15 protein-coding genes are annotated in these 17438 nt (G+C 68.7%); 7 read left to right on the top strand and 8 right to left on the bottom strand.

Annotated elements, in window-relative coordinates; all coding sequences use genetic code 11:
* The first annotated feature begins 31 nt into the window (after positions 1-31).
* Positions 32-2506, top strand: a complete 2475-nt coding sequence (leuS, locus tag F8S09_RS00555; protein ID WP_152868051.1) for a leucine--tRNA ligase — start codon at positions 32-34, stop codon at positions 2504-2506.
* 128 nt (positions 2507-2634) lie between these two features.
* Positions 2635-2802: a hypothetical protein gene (locus F8S09_RS17535; protein WP_194165176.1), complete on the top strand. Its 168-nt coding sequence runs from the start codon at positions 2635-2637 to the stop codon at positions 2800-2802.
* 68 nt (positions 2803-2870) lie between these two features.
* On the opposite strand, the gene F8S09_RS00550 is transcribed toward F8S09_RS17535, so the two are convergent.
* From F8S09_RS00550 to F8S09_RS00545, 3 genes are all read right to left on the bottom strand, one after another.
* A complete protein-coding gene (locus F8S09_RS00550) occupies positions 2871-3116 on the bottom strand; it encodes a hypothetical protein (protein WP_152868049.1) in 246 nt (81 codons plus the stop codon).
* 77 nt (positions 3117-3193) lie between these two features.
* Positions 3194-3349, bottom strand: a complete 156-nt coding sequence (locus F8S09_RS17530; protein WP_194165175.1) for a hypothetical protein — start codon at positions 3347-3349, stop codon at positions 3194-3196.
* 49 nt (positions 3350-3398) lie between these two features.
* A complete protein-coding gene (locus F8S09_RS00545; RefSeq protein WP_152868047.1) occupies positions 3399-4403 on the bottom strand; it encodes an alpha/beta fold hydrolase in 1005 nt (334 codons plus the stop codon).
* Positions 4404-4526: 123 nt separating this feature from the next.
* Between F8S09_RS00545 and F8S09_RS00540 the strand changes: the two genes are divergently transcribed.
* On the top strand, positions 4527-5039 hold the full coding sequence (locus tag F8S09_RS00540) for a hypothetical protein (protein WP_152868045.1): 513 nt from the start codon (positions 4527-4529) through the stop codon (positions 5037-5039).
* 61 nt (positions 5040-5100) lie between these two features.
* On the opposite strand, the gene F8S09_RS00535 is transcribed toward F8S09_RS00540, so the two are convergent.
* Positions 5101-6702, bottom strand: a complete 1602-nt coding sequence (locus F8S09_RS00535) for an ABC transporter ATP-binding protein (protein WP_152868043.1) — start codon at positions 6700-6702, stop codon at positions 5101-5103.
* 64 nt (positions 6703-6766) lie between these two features.
* On the opposite strand from F8S09_RS00535, the gene F8S09_RS00530 reads away from it, so the two are divergent.
* Positions 6767-7552: a phosphatase PAP2 family protein gene (locus F8S09_RS00530; protein WP_152868041.1), complete on the top strand. Its 786-nt coding sequence runs from the start codon at positions 6767-6769 to the stop codon at positions 7550-7552.
* Between the two features lie 181 nt (positions 7553-7733).
* Here the strand turns inward: F8S09_RS00530 and F8S09_RS00525 are convergent, their stop codons facing one another.
* Complete coding sequence (locus tag F8S09_RS00525) at positions 7734-10004, bottom strand: RelA/SpoT family protein (protein WP_152869805.1); 2271 nt, start codon at positions 10002-10004, stop codon at positions 7734-7736.
* A 228-nt stretch (positions 10005-10232) separates the two neighbouring features.
* Here F8S09_RS00525 and F8S09_RS00520 point away from each other — a divergent pair, with 228 nt between their 5' ends.
* Positions 10233-10925 carry a TetR/AcrR family transcriptional regulator gene (locus tag F8S09_RS00520; RefSeq protein WP_322618382.1) on the top strand — a complete coding sequence of 231 codons (693 nt, stop codon included), beginning with the start codon at positions 10233-10235 and terminating at the stop codon, positions 10923-10925.
* Positions 10926-10934: 9 nt separating this feature from the next.
* Positions 10935-11654: an alpha/beta hydrolase gene (locus tag F8S09_RS00515; RefSeq protein ID WP_322618381.1), complete on the top strand. Its 720-nt coding sequence runs from the start codon at positions 10935-10937 to the stop codon at positions 11652-11654.
* 50 nt (positions 11655-11704) lie between these two features.
* Here F8S09_RS00515 and F8S09_RS00510 read toward each other — a convergent pair whose 3' ends face one another.
* Both F8S09_RS00510 and F8S09_RS00505 read right to left on the bottom strand, forming a co-directional pair.
* Positions 11705-13063 carry a 3-oxoacid CoA-transferase gene (locus tag F8S09_RS00510; protein ID WP_322618380.1) on the bottom strand — a complete coding sequence of 453 codons (1359 nt, stop codon included), beginning with the start codon at positions 13061-13063 and terminating at the stop codon, positions 11705-11707.
* Positions 13060-14346, bottom strand: coding sequence for a thiolase family protein (locus tag F8S09_RS00505; protein WP_152868037.1), 1287 nt, complete (start codon positions 14344-14346; stop codon positions 13060-13062). Before F8S09_RS00505 ends, F8S09_RS00510 begins: the two co-directional genes overlap by 4 nt.
* A 224-nt stretch (positions 14347-14570) precedes the next feature.
* Between F8S09_RS00505 and pgi the strand changes: the two genes are divergently transcribed.
* Positions 14571-16229 (top strand): glucose-6-phosphate isomerase, encoded by a 1659-nt coding sequence (pgi, locus tag F8S09_RS00500; RefSeq protein ID WP_152868035.1) that lies wholly within the window; start codon positions 14571-14573, stop codon positions 16227-16229.
* Between the two features lie 97 nt (positions 16230-16326).
* On the opposite strand, the gene F8S09_RS00495 is transcribed toward pgi, so the two are convergent.
* A complete protein-coding gene (locus F8S09_RS00495) occupies positions 16327-17430 on the bottom strand; it encodes a GTP pyrophosphokinase (protein ID WP_152868033.1) in 1104 nt (367 codons plus the stop codon).
* Between the last annotated feature and the right edge of the window lie 8 nt (positions 17431-17438).

The following is a 17438-nucleotide window of genomic DNA, read 5'->3' as shown; positions in this document are numbered from 1 at the left end:
TTGGCCTGACCGCCTTCCAAGGAGCCTGTCCATGACCACCGAACCCACCCAGAAACCCGACATTCAGGAACCCCGCGCCGAGCGTTACAACCCCCACGCCGCCGAACCCAAGTGGCAGGAGCGGTGGGAGGCGGAGGGGCTGTACACCTTTCGCGAGGACCCTTCCAAGACCAAGCACTACGCGCTGACCATGTTCCCCTACCCCTCCGGGAACCTGCACATCGGTCACTGGTACGCCAACGTCGCCCCCGACGCCCGCGCCCGCTGGATGCGGATGCGCGGCTACAACGTGCTGTTTCCGATGGGCTTCGACGCCTTCGGCCTGCCCGCCGAGAACGCGGCGATCAAGCACGGGCGCGACCCGGCGCAGTGGACGTATTCCAACATCGAGCACATGACCGGGCAGTTCCGGCGCATGGGCACGATGATCGACTGGAGCCGCAGCTTTGCCACCTGCGACCCCGAGTACTACCGCTGGAACCAGTGGTTCTTCACCGAGTTCTTCCGGCGCGGCCTGGCCTACAAGAAGGGCGGGCTGGTGAACTGGTGCCCCAAGGACCAGACTGTACTGGCGAACGAGCAGGTCGTGAACGGGTCGTGCGAGCGCTGCGGCACCCCGGTCGAGCGGCGCAACCTGAGCCAGTGGTACCTGAAGATCACCGATTACGCCGAGGAACTGCTGGACTTCTCGGACACCGACATGCCCGAGCGCGTCCGGCTGATGCAGACCAACTGGATCGGCAAGTCGGTGGGCGCGGAGGTGACCTTCCCCACCCCTGCCGGGCCGGAGACGGTCTTTACCACCCGCCCCGACACCCTGATGGGCGCGACCTTCCTGGTGCTGGCCCCCGAGCACGCCAAGGTGGGGGCGCTGACCACCCCCGAGCAGGAGGGCGCCGTGCGGGCCTACGTCGAGGCAGCGGGCCGCAAGACCGACGTGGAGCGCCAGCAGGAGGGCGAGAAGACGGGCGTGTTCACCGGAAGCTACGCGACCCACCCCGTCAGCGGCGAGCCGTTGCCCATCTGGGTCGCGGACTACGTGCTGGTGACCTACGGCACGGGCTCGATCATGGCCGTGCCCGCCCACGACGAGCGCGACTTCGCCTTCGCGCAGAAATTCGGGCTGCCCATCCGCGAGGTCATCCGGCCGGAGGGCGGGGAGGGCATGGGCGAGAACCCACAGGAACCCTACGTCGGGGAGGGCCTGATCGTGAATTCCGGCGAGTTTGATGGGTTGCCGGGCGGTAAGGCCAGCATCGGCCAGATTATCGAGCGGCTGGAGGCTCGGGGCGTGGCACAGGCCCGCACGACCTACCGCCTGCGCGACTGGCTGGTCTCGCGCCAGCGTTACTGGGGCACGCCCATCCCCATCGTCTACTGCGCCGAGCACGGGGCACAGCCGGTCCCGGCGGAGGAGCTGCCCGTCCGGCTGCCCGAGAATGTCGAGTTTACCCCCACCGGCCAGAGTCCGCTAAAGCTGGACCGCGAGTGGACGGCCACGACCTGCCCGGTGTGCGGTGGCCCCGCCGAGCGCGACACGGACACGATGGACACCTTCGTGGATTCGAGCTGGTACATGTACCGCTACCTGTCGCCGCACGACGAGGCGCATCCCTTCGACCCCGCCCAGGCCGGGCTGCTGCCCGTCGACCTGTACACGGGCGGCATCGAGCACGCGATTTTGCACCTGCTGTACTCGCGGTTCTGGACCAAGGTGATGCGCGACATGGGCCTGACCACGCAAAGCGAGCCGTTCAAGTGGCTGCGCAACCAGGGCATGATCCTGGGCGAGGACGGCGACAAGATGAGCAAGAGCCGGGGCAACGTGGTCGACCCAGACGACCTGGTGCGCGAGTACGGCGTGGACACGGTCCGCACCTACCTGATGTTCATCGCCCCCTGGGAGCTGGGCGGCCCCTGGGACCCGCAGGGCATCAACGGCCCCGCCAAGTGGCTGAGCCGCGTCTGGGCGCTGTACTTTGACGAGAAGGCGGTCGGGCCGGAGGAGAAGGTCACCGAAGCCGACCTGCGCTACGGGGTCCATTCCACCCTGAAAAAGGTGACGGGCGACTTCGACCGCCTGAGCTTCAACACCATCGTCGCCTCGCTGATGGAACTGACGAACACGCTGGTCAAGGCCAAGCGCTCGCCCGTCTTCGGGACCCCTGCCTGGGAGGAGGCGCTGGATATCTTTAACCGGATGCTGGCCCCCATCGTGCCCCACATCGCGGAGGAAATTTGGACCGAGCGCGGCGGGGCGGGCAGCGTCCATGTCCAGTCCTGGCCCGAGGTGGACGAGGCCGCCGCCACCCGCGATACCGTGACGGTCGGCGTGCAGGTCAGCGGCAAGGTGCGTGGTCAGGTCGAGATTTCCAAGACGGCCACCCAGGAAGAAGCCCTGGCCGCCGCCCGCGCCAACCCCGAAGTGGCCCGCTTCGTGGAGGGCAAGGCGACGGTGAAGGAGATCTACGTGCCGGGGCGGATCATCAATATCGTCGTGAAGTAAGGCCCAGTACAGCGGCCCCGCCCAACAGGCAAGGGCGGGGCCGCTTCTTGTATGCACGTCATCTTCTTCTCAAGGCCGCTTGGGCTGGCAGCCGCCCCCGCCTCACCTCCCGCTGCTGCAATGCCCGTATGGACACCCAGAATCAGACCGCGCCCCAGAGCAACGAAGACCTCGAAGTCAGGAAAGCCCGGCTGCGGCAACTCATTGAGGAAGGGCAGAAGGACGAACTTTCGGAGGAGGACTACCTCTTTGCAGTCAAAAATGCCCTGATTCTGGACGGACAAGCAGAAGCCTGACTCCAAAAGGGAAGGTCCCACCCGTGCCGTCTGGCGGGGTGGGACCTTCCCTTTTGGATTGGCTGAACTCAGGGCTTGCCGGTGCCAGGGTCAATGTCCGGGATGTCCGGCGTGCCACTCGCCCTCCGCTCGACGTGTTCCTCGACGTACTCGTCAGAAGGCTCAGCGCCGGGCTCCTGCCGCGCCCCCCGGCCGGGGTTGGCGTTCAGCTTGGCGGCCTCCTGATCGGTAAGGTCCGTGCCGGTATCGGGCTGGATGTCGCCGGTCGCGTTCTGCTTGGTGCCGCTCTCGTCGTTGCGCTCGTCTCGGGTCATGCTGGGGCCTCCTGGGGTGGATTTGCCCGGCAGCATACGGCCCCGGCGGAGGGCAGGTCCCGGCCCTAACGGGTTGCTTAAGGCGAGGCTTCCGGAGCGGTGACCGGAACGTCTGCGGGAGCGGACTCCTCGGGCACCGCACCAGCAGGGATGGAGGGAAGCTCCACCGCCAGGGCTTCGCGCAGCAGGAGGACCTGATCGGCGTTGGCCTGGGCGTGGGCATCATCGGTCATGGAGGGCATGGTGACACGTCCTCGGAGGGCTTGTGGGCGAACTTGCCGCTCAGCGGGTCACCGCCCAGAAGGCGTCCAGCGCCGCCCGGACCTCGGGCAGCTTCTCGAAGTGCGGCAGGCCGTCGGTGCCCTCGATCCGCACCGCCGTCACGTTCGGCTGCGCGTCGAAGAGGGGCAGCCGCTCGAAGCTCACGAAGCCGTCCTGGTCGTACAGCACGGTCACGGGCACCCCGAGCTTGCTGTACAGGTCGCGGTAGGCGTCCGGCGTGAACAGCACCCCGCTGATGAAGTAGAGGGGCGCGTTCTTGGCTCCCGGCTGGCGAGTCGTTTCCAGACTGTAGGCCACCAGCCCCTCGTTCACCGGCCCCCGGAAGGAGCGGCTCAGGAAGTATTCGATGCTGGGCCGGGTCCGCAACAGGGCGTACAGGGGCGTGCCCACCGCGTCCAGGGTGCGGTAGAGGCGGGTGCCGCCGTCGCGCTCGCTGGCCTCCTGGGTGCCGTTGCGAGGTTCGCCCAACCCGCTGGGGCTGATCAGGGCCAGGGTCCGGATGCGCGGCTCTGCGAGGGCCGCCCGCGCCGCGAACTCGCTGCCCAGGCTCAGGCCCACCACGTCCACCTCCTGCCCGAGTTCCGCCACCAGTGCGGTCAGCGCCGAGGCCATCAGCTCGGGGGTGTAGGCGATGTCGGGGCGGTCGCTGCTCCCGAAGCCGGGCCACTCCAGCGCGTAGAGGGGGCGGGTGCCTGCGTAGGCGTCCCACAGCGGCTTCATCTCATAGGCGCTCGCCGCCGCATTGACCGAGTGGGTCAGGATCAGGGGGCGCCCAGTGCCACGTGGGTCGGCGTAGTACGCCACGCGCCCGAAGCCCGGCAGCGTCAGGAAGCGGCGCTCGCCGGACACCGCTGGGCTCAGGCTCAGCGTGGGGGCCGAGGCGGCCGTGACCTGAGCGGGCTGTGCCGGGGCCGCCTGGGCCGGTTCGGTCTGGGCCACCGCGCCCCCAGCCAGCAGGGCAGCGGCAGCGAGGGCGGTGGTCAGCGGACGGATGAGATCGCTCATGGCTTCATCCTGACGGCCTCAGCAGGGGCGTCTGTCACCCCGCCCGCCAAGATTTGTGCTGCCCTCACGTTCCCTCAAGAGAAAGTCACCCCCGAGTCAGTTTGGGAGGCGAGAGTGAGAGGCATGAAAAAGATGCTGTTGGGAGCGGTCGGCATGAGCGTGGTGCTGGCGAGTTGTGGGGGGGCTGCAGTTGACAACAATCGGGGAATTCGCAGCGAGTTTCAACTAGCAACAGACGTGAGAGACACAGAGACTGGACGTACCCTTCCGAAAGGTACTTATGTCATTTGTGATAATCGGGACACTGATGTGGAACTGAATGTTAACTGGCTGGCTGGGACGAGTGCTTTGAATCTGCTGGCCTATGGCGAGTATTACGGCGAGGGCCGCAATCTTGCTACCTATCAAGTTAACCCCAACACGGGTGGAAGTGCGACTCTGCCATTCACCATCAACCGATTCACTGCACCACAAAGCCTGAACGGTGTCCAACCCCAATCCATCATTGTCACTCCAGTCAACAATGTGACCATTAAGGGATATACCCGTCTGGGAGTACAAGCGACGAATGCGCAAGGCGTATTGGGCAGCGTGCAGATGTCCAACTATGTTTTCCCTGTAGTAGACTGCCTGTAAGGAGAACTTGAAGGGCCACCCCCACTCCGGAGACGGCCCTTTTTCTGTTTCCCCTCCGCGCTTAGCGTTCGCCCGTTTGCAACGTCTCGCTGATCTCGCCGCTGCGGCCGCTCGTGCCGCCGCTGCCGGTCATCAGCAGGCCCAGGCCCGTTTCGGTGGCCTCGCTGGCGGGGACCTCGCCCACGACCTCGCCCTCGTACATCACCAAGATGCGGTCGGAGAGGTTCATGACCTCGCCCAAGTCAGCGCTGATCAGCAGCACGGCGAGGCCCTGGTCCCGTGCCTCCACGATGCGGGCGTGGATGAACTCGATGGCGCCGATGTCCACCCCGCGCGTGGGTTGCGAGGCGACCAGAATCTTCGGCCCCTTGCGCATCTCGCGGGCCACGATCAGCTTCTGGGCGTTGCCGCCGGAATACTGCCCGGCCCGCAGGCTGGGGCTGCGGGGGCGCACGTCGTACTGCTCGCTGAGGCGCCTGGCGTTCTCCTCGATCACGTCCAGCCGCAGGAAACCCATCGGCCCGGCGAAGGGGGCGCGGTCGTGCTCGCCCAGGATGTAGTTCTCGGCGGTGGTCATGTCCAGCACCAGCCCACGCTCGTTGCGGTCCTCGGGGATGTGTGAGAGGCCGGACGCCTCGACCTCGCGCACCCCGTGTGCCCGGCGGCCCAGGTAGGTGATCTCGCCGCCCGCGACCGGGGTCAGGCCGGTGATCGCCTCCACGAGTTCGCTCTGGCCGTTGCCCTCCACGCCCGCTATCCCGACGATCTCGCCCGCGCGAACCTGAAAGGACACGTTCTTCACGGCGAAGCCGTGCTCGCCCGCCACGCTCACGCCGCGCACGTCGAGCGCGACCTCGCCGGGCTGGGCGGGGGCCTTTTGCACGCGCAGGCTGACCTCACGGCCCACCATCATCTGCGCGAGCGTCTCAGTGGTGGCCCCCTGGGCGGGAATCGTGCCGATCATCTTGCCGTCGCGGATGACCGAGATGGTGTCCGAGATGTGCAGCACCTCGTGCAGCTTGTGGCTGATGAAGATGACGGCGTTGCCGCTCGCCGCGTACTGGTGTTTCAGGAAGTCGAACAGCTCGTCCGTCTCGCTGGGAGTCAGCACGGCAGTCGGCTCGTCGAGAATCAGGATGCGGGCGCCCCGGTACAGGGTCTTGAGAATCTCGACCTTCTGCTGAAGGCCCACCGGGAGGTCCCCCACGAGCGCGTCGGGGTTGAGCGCGAAGCCGAACTGCGCGATCAGCTCCGCGACCCGCCGCCGCGCCGAGGCATAGTCGATGGCCCCGCCCGAGGTCGGCTCGGCACCCAGAATCACGTTCTCGGTGACGGTCAGGGTGTCCACCAGCATGAAGTGCTGAAACACCATGCCGATGCCCCGCGCGATGGCCTGCGAGGGATCGGTGAAGTTCACGACCTCGCCGTCCACGACGATCTCGCCGGAGGTGGGGGGCTGGGCGCCGTACACGATCTTCATCAGCGTGCTTTTGCCCGCGCCGTTCTCGCCGCACAGGGCGTGGACGCTGCCCCACTTCACGTTCATGGAGATGTTGTCGTTGGCGAGCACGAGGGGAAAGCGTTTGGTGATCCCGCGCAGCTCCAGCGCGGACTCGGAGCGGTGCGGCGCGGCGTGCAGCACGTCGGGGGAGGAGACCGTCATACCCCCAGTGTAGCGGCCCGGACCCCGCCCCCCCGGAACGCGGCAGGCGTCACAATAGGCGGGCATGGAAGCATTCTGGTTGGCTGTCACGAACCTCGGCCGTGACGAGGTCTTTATCGTCGTCCTCGCGCTCTATACCTGGCTGGTCAATCCCTGGGGCGGGCGGAATCTGGGCGTCGCCTTCGCGCTGTCGTATCTGGTCAATACGGCCCTGAAGTTCGGCTTCGATCTGCCCCGCCCCTTTGACAACGGCGCGGCAGCGAGCGAGGCGGCGCGGGCCACGGCGGGCGGCCCCGGCCTACCCAGCGGGCACACCCAGATGGCGGCGACCCTCTGGGGCGGCATCGCCGCGCAGATGGGCCGACCCGGCGCCTGGGTGGTCGCCCTGGTCCTGATCGGGTTGATCGCCTTTTCGCGGCTGGCGCTGAACGTGCATTACCCGAGTGACGTGATCGTCGGCCTGGGGCTGGGCGCGGCGTTCGCGGCGCTCGCGGCACGGGGGCACTTCGCGCAGCCGGGGGCCGCCCGCTGGCTGATTCCGGCACTGTTCCTGGGGGTCACGGCCCTGCTGCCCGCCGGGACGCCGCGCGAGTACGCGGTCGCCCTGGGCCTCACGGCGGGGTTCTGGTTCGTGCGGCCGACCTACCAGCCGCCGCGTGACTGGGCCGGGCGGCTGATCGTCGCCCTGCTGGGCCTGCTGATCGTCTTCGCGGTGTATTTCGGGCTGGCGGCGCTGCTGGGGGGTCTGAGCGACCTGCCACTCGTGCGGGCGCTGCGCTACGCCGCGTTGGTCTGGGTCGCGGCCGAGGGAGCGCCGCTGCTGCTGGGGCGCTGGCTGCGGCGGGCGTAGGGGTGGCCCTCAGCCGTCCGTGATTGGCGGTCAGCGGGGGCTTGATTGCGAAGAGCTTGGTCACACGCCCCCTCACCCCGTTGCTTCGCAACGCCCCTCTCCCTGTAGGAGAGGGGTCCATTCTGCTCCAATCGCCATCTTTCCCAGTCGCAGCCGATTGAAATGCTTCACCACATCGGCCTCAAGCACTCGCCCGGCCACGCCCCCCACTTTTCCCCAGCCTCACCACATCGGTGATGCCCGGCACCCGCCGAACCGCTTCCCGCACCGTCTCCAGATCGGCCTGCCCGGTCACGGCCAGCCGCAGCAGGATGTGGGCCACGCCGTCCGCCCCCACCCCCGCCTCGATCTTCATCGGGCTGCGCTTCTCGGCGGCGATCGCCCCGAGCACGTCGGCCAGCAGGCCTTGCCGGTCGGGGGCCACCACGTCAAGGTCCACGATGGTGCCTCCAGGCGTGCCCGAATCCCAGGAGGCGGCCACGCAGCGCTCGGGTTCGTCCTTGAGCAGCCGGATCATGTTGGGGCAGTCGATGCGGTGGATGCTGACCCCCCGCCCCCGCGTCAGGTAGCCCATGATCTGGTCCCCCCGGATCGGATTGCAGCAGTTGGCGAGCTTGGTGGTCGTGCTCAGGCCCTCGACGTAGACGCCGCCGGGCGTGGGGGGCCGGGGCGAGGGCGCGGCGCGGCGGGCCACCGCGTCGGCCTGCTCCTGCGCGAGGCTGGGCGAGAGCAGCCGCCCCACCACGCTGGGGGTCAGCTTGCCCGCGTGCAGGGCGAGGTACAGGTCGTCGGGGTTGCGGGTGCCCAGCAGCTTTTGCGCGGCGTCTTCGAGCAGCTTGGTCCGCATCAGTTGGCGCACGGGCAGGTGCCGCTTGCGCAGGTAGCGCTCCAGCAGGTCGTGGCCGCGCTCCAGGGCCTCGTCGCGCTCCTGCTGCCGGAAGTAGTGGCGAATCTTGGCGCGGGCCGAGCGCGTCACCACGAAGTTCAGCCAGCCCTGGTTCGGCTTGCTGTTTTTGGAGGTCACGATCTCGACCATGTCGCCGTTTTGCAGCTTGTGCGACAGCGGCACGATCGAGCCGTTGACCCGCGCCCCCACCGTCGTCTCCCCGATGCGGGTGTGGATGTGGTACGCGAAGTCCACCGGGGTGCTGCCCGCTGGGAGGCTGATCGCCAGGCCCTTGGGCGTGAAGACCCGCACCCGCTGCGAGAGGATGTCGGTCTTGACCGCGTCCATGTAGTCCGAGGCGTCGTTGATCTCGTTTTGCAGTTCGCGCAGTTGCGCGATCCAGTTCTCGCGGTCGCGCTGCGCCAGGGCACTCCCCTGCTTGTACATCCAGTGGGCGGCGACCCCGTACTCGGCGACCTCGTGCATCCGGCGGGAGCGAATCTGCACCTCGATAGGCTGGCCGCTCTGGCTGATTACGGTGGTGTGCAGGCTCTGGTAGCCGTTGGGCTTGGGCACCGCGATGTAGTCCTTGAAGCGGCCCGGCAGCGGCGTCCACATCGAATGCACGATGGAAACGGTGTGGTAGCAGATGCGTTTCTCGCGCGTTTCCTCGGCCCGCTCGCGCCTCTTCTCGTCGGTGCCGGGGGGGATGGTGAGCTCTTTTGGCGTCAGCATCACCCGGATGGCGAGGAGGTCGAAAATCTGCTCGAGCGCCTTGCCCTCCTTTTGCATCTTGTTGTGGATGCTCCAGAGGTGCTTGCTGCGGCCCGCGATGTCGATGTCACTGACCCACTCGGGGAGTTCGAGGTCGTCTTCCAGGGCCTCGCGCAGTTGCTCGACCGCCTGTTCGATGAGCTGCTGCCGCTCCTCCTGCCGGGTCCGCAGCCGGGTCTGGAGGTAGGCGTAGGCGTCCGGCTGGAGGTACTGGAAGGCGAGGTCTTCGAGTTCCCACTTGATCTGCCCGATGCCGAGGCGGTGCGCGAGGGGGGCAAAAATCTCCATCGTCTCGCGGGCGATCCGGACCTGCTTTTCGGGCTTCATCGAGCCGAGGGTCCGCATGTTGTGGAGGCGGTCGGCCAGCTTCACCACGATGATGCGGATGTCCCCGGTCATGGCGACGAGCATCTGGCGCAGGTTCTCGGCCTGCATGTCGCGGCCGGTGTCGCGCACCTCGGCCTGCTGGCTGCCTTGCTTGGAGAGCTTGGAGACTTTCGTCTCTCCCTCCACGATGCGGCGCACCCCTTCCCCGAACTCGCGCTCAATGATCTCGAAGGTCACGCCGTCCACATCCTCGACGGTGTCGTGCAGCAGTCCGGCCATCAGGGATTCGGTGTCCATGCCCAGCCGCGCCAGGATGACCGCGACCGCGACCGGATGGGTGATGTACGGCTCGCCGCTTTTGCGGGAAACCCCGGCGTGGGCGTCCCGCGCGAAGACGTAGGCCCGCTCGACCGCCTCCCGCTCGGCCTCGGGGCGGTCGGCGATCAAGGTCCGCAATTCGGACATGCCGTGGTCGTCCGTGTCGGGGGCAAGCCGGGGCACAGACACCGGACGCTGTTCGTCCGGACTGAGGGCGTCGTGGCCGCTGTCGGGGGGGACCTGCACGCCCGGCAGGATAGTGCATCGGCCCGCGCGGAATGGGGGCCGGGTGACCCCAGCCAGATGAAGACCCCCTCAGCGTGGCGGTACGCCCCGACACGGCGCCGTCAGGTTGGGCACGCTACCCTGGGGGACGTGAAAGTCGACCGCCACGAGCAGGACGAAGCCCGGCGCGAGCGGATCGCGCGGGTGGCGTTCGAGCTGTTCGCGCGGGGCGGGCTGGACGAGGTCAGCGCCCAGGACATCGCCCGCGCCGCGTATGTCAGCCGCACCAACCTCTACCGCTATTTCCCCTCCAAGGTACATATGCTGCTCGCCCACTTCGAGAAGGCGGTGCAGGCCAGCCGCGACGACGCGGTCGCCCGCCTGCGGGCCGGGGCCAATCCGCAGCAGGTGTGGGCGCAGGTCACGGCCCGGATGGCCGACCTGGGAGTGCGCTACCGCCACCTCGTCGGGGCGGTGGGGCAGGCGGTGCTGGGGGCGCGGCCGCCCGCGAACGGCCAGGCGGAGGCCGACCGGGACGCGATGACCACGGCGGTCACGCTGGTGGCCCTCGTCGAACCCGTCCTGATCGCCATGCGCGACCGGGGCGTGCTGCGTGACGGGGTGGACACCCGGATGGCGGGAGCCCTGCTGGTGGACGCCTGCCTGCTCGCGCTGCTGCACGGCGGGCACCGCGACCAGCGCGAGGTGCTGCGCGACTGGCAGGACCGCTTCAGCCTGATCCTGCACGGGGCACTTGCGCCGGGCGTCAGCGCCGGGGACGTGCTCGCGCCGCCCACCCACTCGGGCAATGGGGTCACGGACACGCGGCGACCGGGGCCTTAGCCTCGGCGGGTGAGCGCCGCCACGTCCATTCCCGATGGCACCCGTACCCGCCTGACCTTCCCTGCCGGGGGCGAGAGGGTGCCCGCCGTCTGGCTGCGGCCCGGCGCACCCGCCCCCGGCCAGCCCGCCGCCCTCCTGCTGCACGGCTTTTCATCGCGCGGAGACGTGATGGCAGATGCGGTGGGCCGGGCGCTGCTGCGCCGGGGAGTGGCGTCCCTCTCCCCCGACCTCCCCCTGCACGGCACACGCGGGAATCCGCTGGAGCTTCAGGCGCTGCGCAACCCGCTGGAACTCGCGCGGCTGTGGCGGCTCGCCTTGCGGGAGGCGGGAGCGGGCGTGGACTTCCTGCGGGGCGAGGCCGGTCGGGTGGGTGTGGTCGGGTACTCGTTGGGCTCGTTCCTGTCGGTCGTGCTGGCCGCCGGACGCCCGGAGGTCGCGGCGGTGGTCCTCGCGGCGGGCGGCGACCTGCCCGGCGGCACCCCCCTCACGGCGGTGGCGCGGACGGTGGCCGACCCCCTGCGGGCGGCCCGCAAGCTGGGACCTCGCCCCCTGCTGATGCTGAACGGGCGGCACGACCCGGTGATCCGGCCTGAACAGGCCGAGCGGCTGTATGCCGCTGTCTCCGGCCCAAAGGACCTGCGCTGGTGGGACGGCGGCCACGCGGTGCCGTCGGGGGCAGTGGACGAGGGGGCCGAGTGGCTGGCGGGGCAGTTGGGAGCGGGCAGGTAGCCAGAAGCCGTCCAGGGAAACGCCCCAGACGGCTCCTATGACACGACGGTTTAGGGCGTCAGCTCGCCCACCCGCTCCACGAACCGCGCCGCCGTCGTCGCCCGGACCTCCTCCAGCGTGGCCCCCGGCATCAACCCGGTCAGGGTGAGCTGGCGGTCCACGAACTCAAAGACCGCCTTGTCGGTGATTACCATGTCCACCCGGCCCCGTGCGGTCAGCGGCAGGGTGCATTCGGGCACCAGTTTGGGAGCGCCGCCCGGCTCGGTATGGGTCATGGTGACGATCAACCGGCGGGCGCCGCTGGCGAGGTCCATCGCGCCGCCCACGCCCAGCAGCGGCTTGCCGGGCACCGCCCAGTTCGCCAGGTTCCCGGCCTCGTCCACCTGGAGGCCGCCCATCACCGCCACATCCACGTGCCCGCCCCGGATCATGCCGAAGGAGGCGGCCGAGTCGAAGTAGCTCGCGCCGGGCAGCGCCGTCACCGGAATCTTGCCCGCGTTGACGGGGTACTCCATCGCGCCGCCGCCCTCGGGGGCCGGGCCGACGCCCAGCATGCCGTTCTCGGTGTGGAGGATGACCCCATGCTCCGGGGTGATCAGGTCGGCCACCAGCGTGGGAATCCCGATGCCGAGGTTCACCACGTCGCCGGGGCGCAGTTCTTGCAGGGCACGGCGGGCCATATGCAACCGCGACTCGTCCACCTTCTTCGCGCCGCCCTTCACGTCGGCGCTGCTGCCCAGGTCGTCGGGAGTCAGGCTGGCCTGCACGAGGTAATCCACGTACAGCCCCGGCGTGTGGACGTGTTCGGGCGCGATTTCGCCAACATCCACGATCTCCTCGACCTCCACGATCACGAGGTCGGCGGCGGTCGCCATCAGCGGGTTGAAGTTCTGCTCGGTTAGGCGGTACTGGAGGTTTCCCGCCCGGTCCGCCCGCCACGCCCGCAGCAACGCCACGTCACCGCGCAGGGCCGGAACGAAGACCATCTCGCGTCCGTTCAGCACGCGCACGTCGGCCCCCTCTGCTATGACTGTTCCCGCCGCCGTCGGCGTGTAGAAGCCACCGATTCCGGCCCCGCCCGCCCGCAGCGCTTCGGCGAGGGTGCCCTGGGGGAGCAGTTCGACCTCCAGCTCACCCGCCTGATATGCCTTGACCGCTTCCGGGTTGGAGGTGAAGTAGGAACCGACGGCCTTCCTGATCTGCCCATTCCGCAGCAGCCGCCCCCCGCTGAGGCCGGGTTCGGACACGTTGTTGGCGACGTAGGTGAGTTCGCCCGTGCCTGTTTCCGCCAGCGCGTGCATCAGGTGGACCGGGTTGCCCGTCATGCCGAAGCCGCCGACGAGGAGGGTCTGGCCGGGGTTGACGAGGCGGGCGGCTTCCTCCAGGGAGAGGACCGGGACCGTTTTCACGCCTCCACCCGCTCAATCAGGGCCGCCTCGCCTTGGCCCACGCCCACGCAGAGGGTCGCCAGCCCGAGGCGACCGCCGCGCCGCCGAAGCTCGTGCGTCAGGGTGGTCACCAGCCGCGCCCCACTCATGCCCAGGGGGTGGCCCAGGGCGATGGCGCCGCCATTGACGTTGACTCGCTCGGAGTCCAACCCCAGCTCACGGATGCAGCCCAAAGCCTGCGCCGCGAACGCCTCGTTGAGTTCCACGAGGTCCACGTCGGCCAATTCCATCCCCAGCCGCTTCATCAGCTTGCGGGTGGCGGGCACCGGGCCGAGGCCCATCACGCGGGGGTCCACTCCCGCCGACGCCGCGCCCACCCAGCGGGCGAGCGGTTGAATCCCCAGTTCATGGGCCCTCCCCGCACTCATCAGGACGAGGGCCGCCGCGCCGTCGTTCAGGCCCGACGCGTTCCCGGCCGTCACGCTGCCGCCCTTGCGGAAGGCGGGCTTCAGCCCCGCCAGCGTCGCCTCGTCGGTGGCGAGGGAGAAGGTGTCGCCCTCGCGCTTGTAGCGGGGATGTTCGTCGGTGTCGAATACGGTCACGCCTTTTCGCCCCTTGACCTCGACCGGCACGATCTCCCCCCGGAAGGTGCCCGCGTTCAGGGCCGCGACCGCCCGCCGCTGCGACTCCAGCGCGAAGGCGTCCTGCTCCTCGCGGGTGATCTCACCGCCCGCGACCCCCCCGGCGCGACTGCGCTCCACGATGTTCTCGGCCGTTTCCCCCATCGCCTCCAGCGGGAACAGGGCCTCCATCGCGGGATTCGGAAAGCGCCAGCCCAGCGTGGTGTCGTAGGCGGTCACGTTGCCGTTGGCGAAGGGTTGGGCGCCCTTTCCCATCACGAGCGGGGCGCGGGTCATGCTCTCCACCCCGCCTGCCACGTACACGTCGCCGTCCCCGTTGCGGATGGCGCGGGCCGCCGTATTGATCGCGGACAGGCCCGAGGCGCACAGCCGGTTGACGGTCAGTCCCGCCACCGTGTCTGGCAATCCGGCGAGCAGCGCGGCCATTCGCGCCACGTTGCGGTTGTCCTCGCCCGCCTGGTTCGCGCAGCCCAGGATGACCTCCTCGATCAGGTCGGGAGACACGCCCGCCCGCGCCACGGCCTCCCGAATCACCTGCGCGGCGAGGTCGTCAGGGCGAACGGTAGAGAGCGAGCCGCGAATCGCCCCGATGGGCGTGCGGACGGCAGAGACGATGACCACATCGCGGTCTTGCAAGGGTTGGGCTGGGGAGGCTGGGGACATGCAGGGGCACTTCCTTTCGGAGAGGAGCAAGAGGAACAGCGGACGAATCGCCCGCCATTCAAGCGCGGAAGGCGGGGCGATTTCCAGCCGGGAACGGAGGGCCGGACAGCGGAGTGCTTGCCACTTGCCAGGTCGTGCGGTCCACCTCTGGCCGTGCCAGTCCCCCAACCTTCGCCCAACAGCGGCTTTGCCAGACTGCCGAAGGCCGTTGGTATGCTCCCGCCATGAGCGACCCTGCCCCCCGCCCGGCTCCCTCCAGAACGCAACTTCCCGCGTGGCAGGCGCTCGCGGCCCACCACGCCGAGGTCGCGGGCCTGCACCTGCGCGACCTTTTCGCTCCTGACCCGCAGCGGGGCGAGCGGCTGACGGCCCAGGGCGCCGGGCTACGGCTGGACTACTCCAAGAACCGGGTGACAGACGAGACGCTGGACCTGCTGCTGGACCTCGCGCGGGAGGTGGGGGTGGAGCAGAGGCGGGACGCGATGTTCGCGGGCGAGCGCATCAACGTGACCGAGGGCCGGGCCGTGCTGCATACCGCGCTGCGGGCACCACAGGACGCGGTGGTGCTGGTAGACGGCGAGAACGTGGTCCCCGGCGTCCACGAGGTGCTGGACCGCATGGCGACTTTTGCGGAGGCAGTGCGCTCCGGCGAGTGGCGGGGCGCGACGGGCCAGCCCATCCGCAATGTCGTCAATATCGGCATCGGCGGCTCGGACCTCGGCCCAGTCATGGCTTACGAGGCACTGAAGCACTACGCCGACCGGGACCTCACCCTGCGCTTCGTCTCCAACGTGGACGGCACCGACCTCGTGGAGAAGACGCGTGACCTCGACCCCGCCGAGACGCTGTTTATCGTGTCGTCCAAGACCTTCACCACCCAGGAGACGATGGCGAACGCGGCGAGTGCGCGGGCGTGGCTGATTGAGGGGCTGGGGGACGAGGGCGCGGTCGCCCGCCACTTCGTCGCCGTCTCAACCAACGCGGACGCCGTGCAGGGGTTCGGCATCGACCCCGCCAACATGTTCGGCTTCTGGGACTGGGTGGGCGGGCGCTACAGTCTGGACAGCGCGATCGGCCTCTCCCTGATGATCGCGGTGGGGCCGGGGCAGTTCCGCGAGTTGCTGGCGGGCTTTCACGACATGGACGAGCACTTCCGGACGGCGCCGCTGGAGGACAACCTCCCGGTGCTGCTGGGGCTGCTGGGCGTGTGGTACCGCAACTTCTTCGGGGCACAGACGCACGCGGTGCTGCCCTACGACCAGTACCTCGCGTATTTCCCCGCCTACCTCCAGCAACTTGACATGGAGAGCAACGGCAAGCACGTCACGCTGAGCGGGCAAGACGTGGACTACGACACCGGCCCCGTCGTGTGGGGACAGCCGGGAACGAATGGGCAGCACGCCTTTTACCAACTGATTCACCAGGGCACGACGCTGATTCCCTGCGACTTTCTCGCTTTCGCGCAGAGCCTCAACCCCCTGCCCACCGCGCAGGGGCCGAGCCACCACGATCTGCTGACGGCCAACGTGTTCGCCCAGACCGAGGCGCTCGCCTTCGGCAAGACGCGGGAGGAAGTGCTGGCCGGGGGCGTGCCGGAGGAACTAGCTCCCCACCGCGTCTTCGAGGGCAACCGCCCCACGAACACCCTGCTGGCCGAGCGCCTCACCCCCCGTCTGCTAGGCGCCCTGATCGCCCTCTACGAGCACAAGGTCTTCGTGCAGGGCGTGGTCTGGAACGTGAACTCCTTTGACCAGTGGGGCGTGGAACTCGGTAAGGTGCTTGCCGGGCAGATCGTGCCGGAGCTGACAGCCGATTCGGAGCCGGAGCTGCGGCACGACTCCAGCACGAATGCGCTGATTCGGTGGTACCGCGAGCGGCGGTAGGGCAGAAGGCCGAAAGCCTTGCCCTTCTGCCTTGAGGGGAGGCCGGGTGTCCTCAGAAGAAAGATGGACCAACCGCTGTGGTCATCCACTGGCCTTCCTAGTCCTCGGCACTTCTCGTCTGGGTCGCTGACGGCTCCCCCACCATCTCCCGCGCGTACACCGCCCGCACCGTGTCCGCCATCTGCGCCGCCGAGCCGCTGAGGTCCAGCAGATTCACGATCTCGGCAGGGTCGGTGTCGGGGTTGGCGCAGGCCCGCAGCAGGCCGTAGTTCACCACGCTGCTGCCGGGGCGCAGGCCGCCCGCCGGACGCCACAGCTCGCGCAGGTGCGGCAGCAGGGCGGCAGCGAAGCGCACCACGTCGTCCCCACTCCGCGTGAGTTCCTTCTGGAGCAGGCCCACCGAATGCACCCCCACATGGTGCAGCAGGCTTGCCAGTCGTTGCGGGCGCTCGGGGTCGGGCCAGCCTGAGAGCAGCGGCACCCCCAGCGCGGCGGCAATCCGGGTGTCCAGGTCGTGGATCGGCGGGGCACCCAGGAGGTAGGTCATGCTGGGCGCGTCGATAAAGACGCTGTCGGGCGCTTCCCCGACCCGGCGCGGCAGGGTGGCGGCGTAGTCGCGGCTGAGGCGGTCCAGCGCCATGAATTCCTCGTCGGCCATCTCCAGCAGCCCGGCGAGACGGTAGAAGCGGCGCCGGACCTCGCGCGGCACGGCCTCGCGGCTCTTGTACCCGAGGTCGTGCTCGATCTCGGCCCAGGCGTGCTGGAGGATGGAGCGAATCTGCACCTCGTAGGTCAGCCCCGGCAGCTCGGGCACGAGGTCGGGTTCGGCCCGCAGCACGTAATGCACCCCGAGGTACCCGAAGCGGTCGGGGTCGTGCATCCGCGACTTGTCGTTGGAGTTGTGCCAGTCGACGACGTGGTGCTCCTCCATCAACCGGGCCACCACGTCCACGTCGCTGGCGAAGTAGGTGATCACCCGCACCCCCACGAGGTCGGTCACGTCCGCGAGCGTGCGGTAGCGCCCCGGCTTGCGCCGCAGCTTGTCCGCGAGGCTCGCGCGTTTCTTGACCCGCCCGGTGACATGGTGAATCTTGAGGCCGCGCTCGGTCAGCAGCCGGGTCGTGTGCGCCACCACCGCGTCCCGCAACTGCTCGTAATGGGGCAGGTTGACCTCGTAGGCCCGCAGCAGCTCGCTGTCCATGATGGGGG

It is taken from the genome of Deinococcus terrestris (assembly GCF_009377345.1).
GTDB classification, from domain to species: Bacteria; Deinococcota; Deinococci; order Deinococcales; family Deinococcaceae; genus Deinococcus; species Deinococcus terrestris.
The sequence above is the reverse complement of the archived record's forward strand: the minus strand, read 5'-3'. Positions and strand labels throughout refer to the sequence as shown.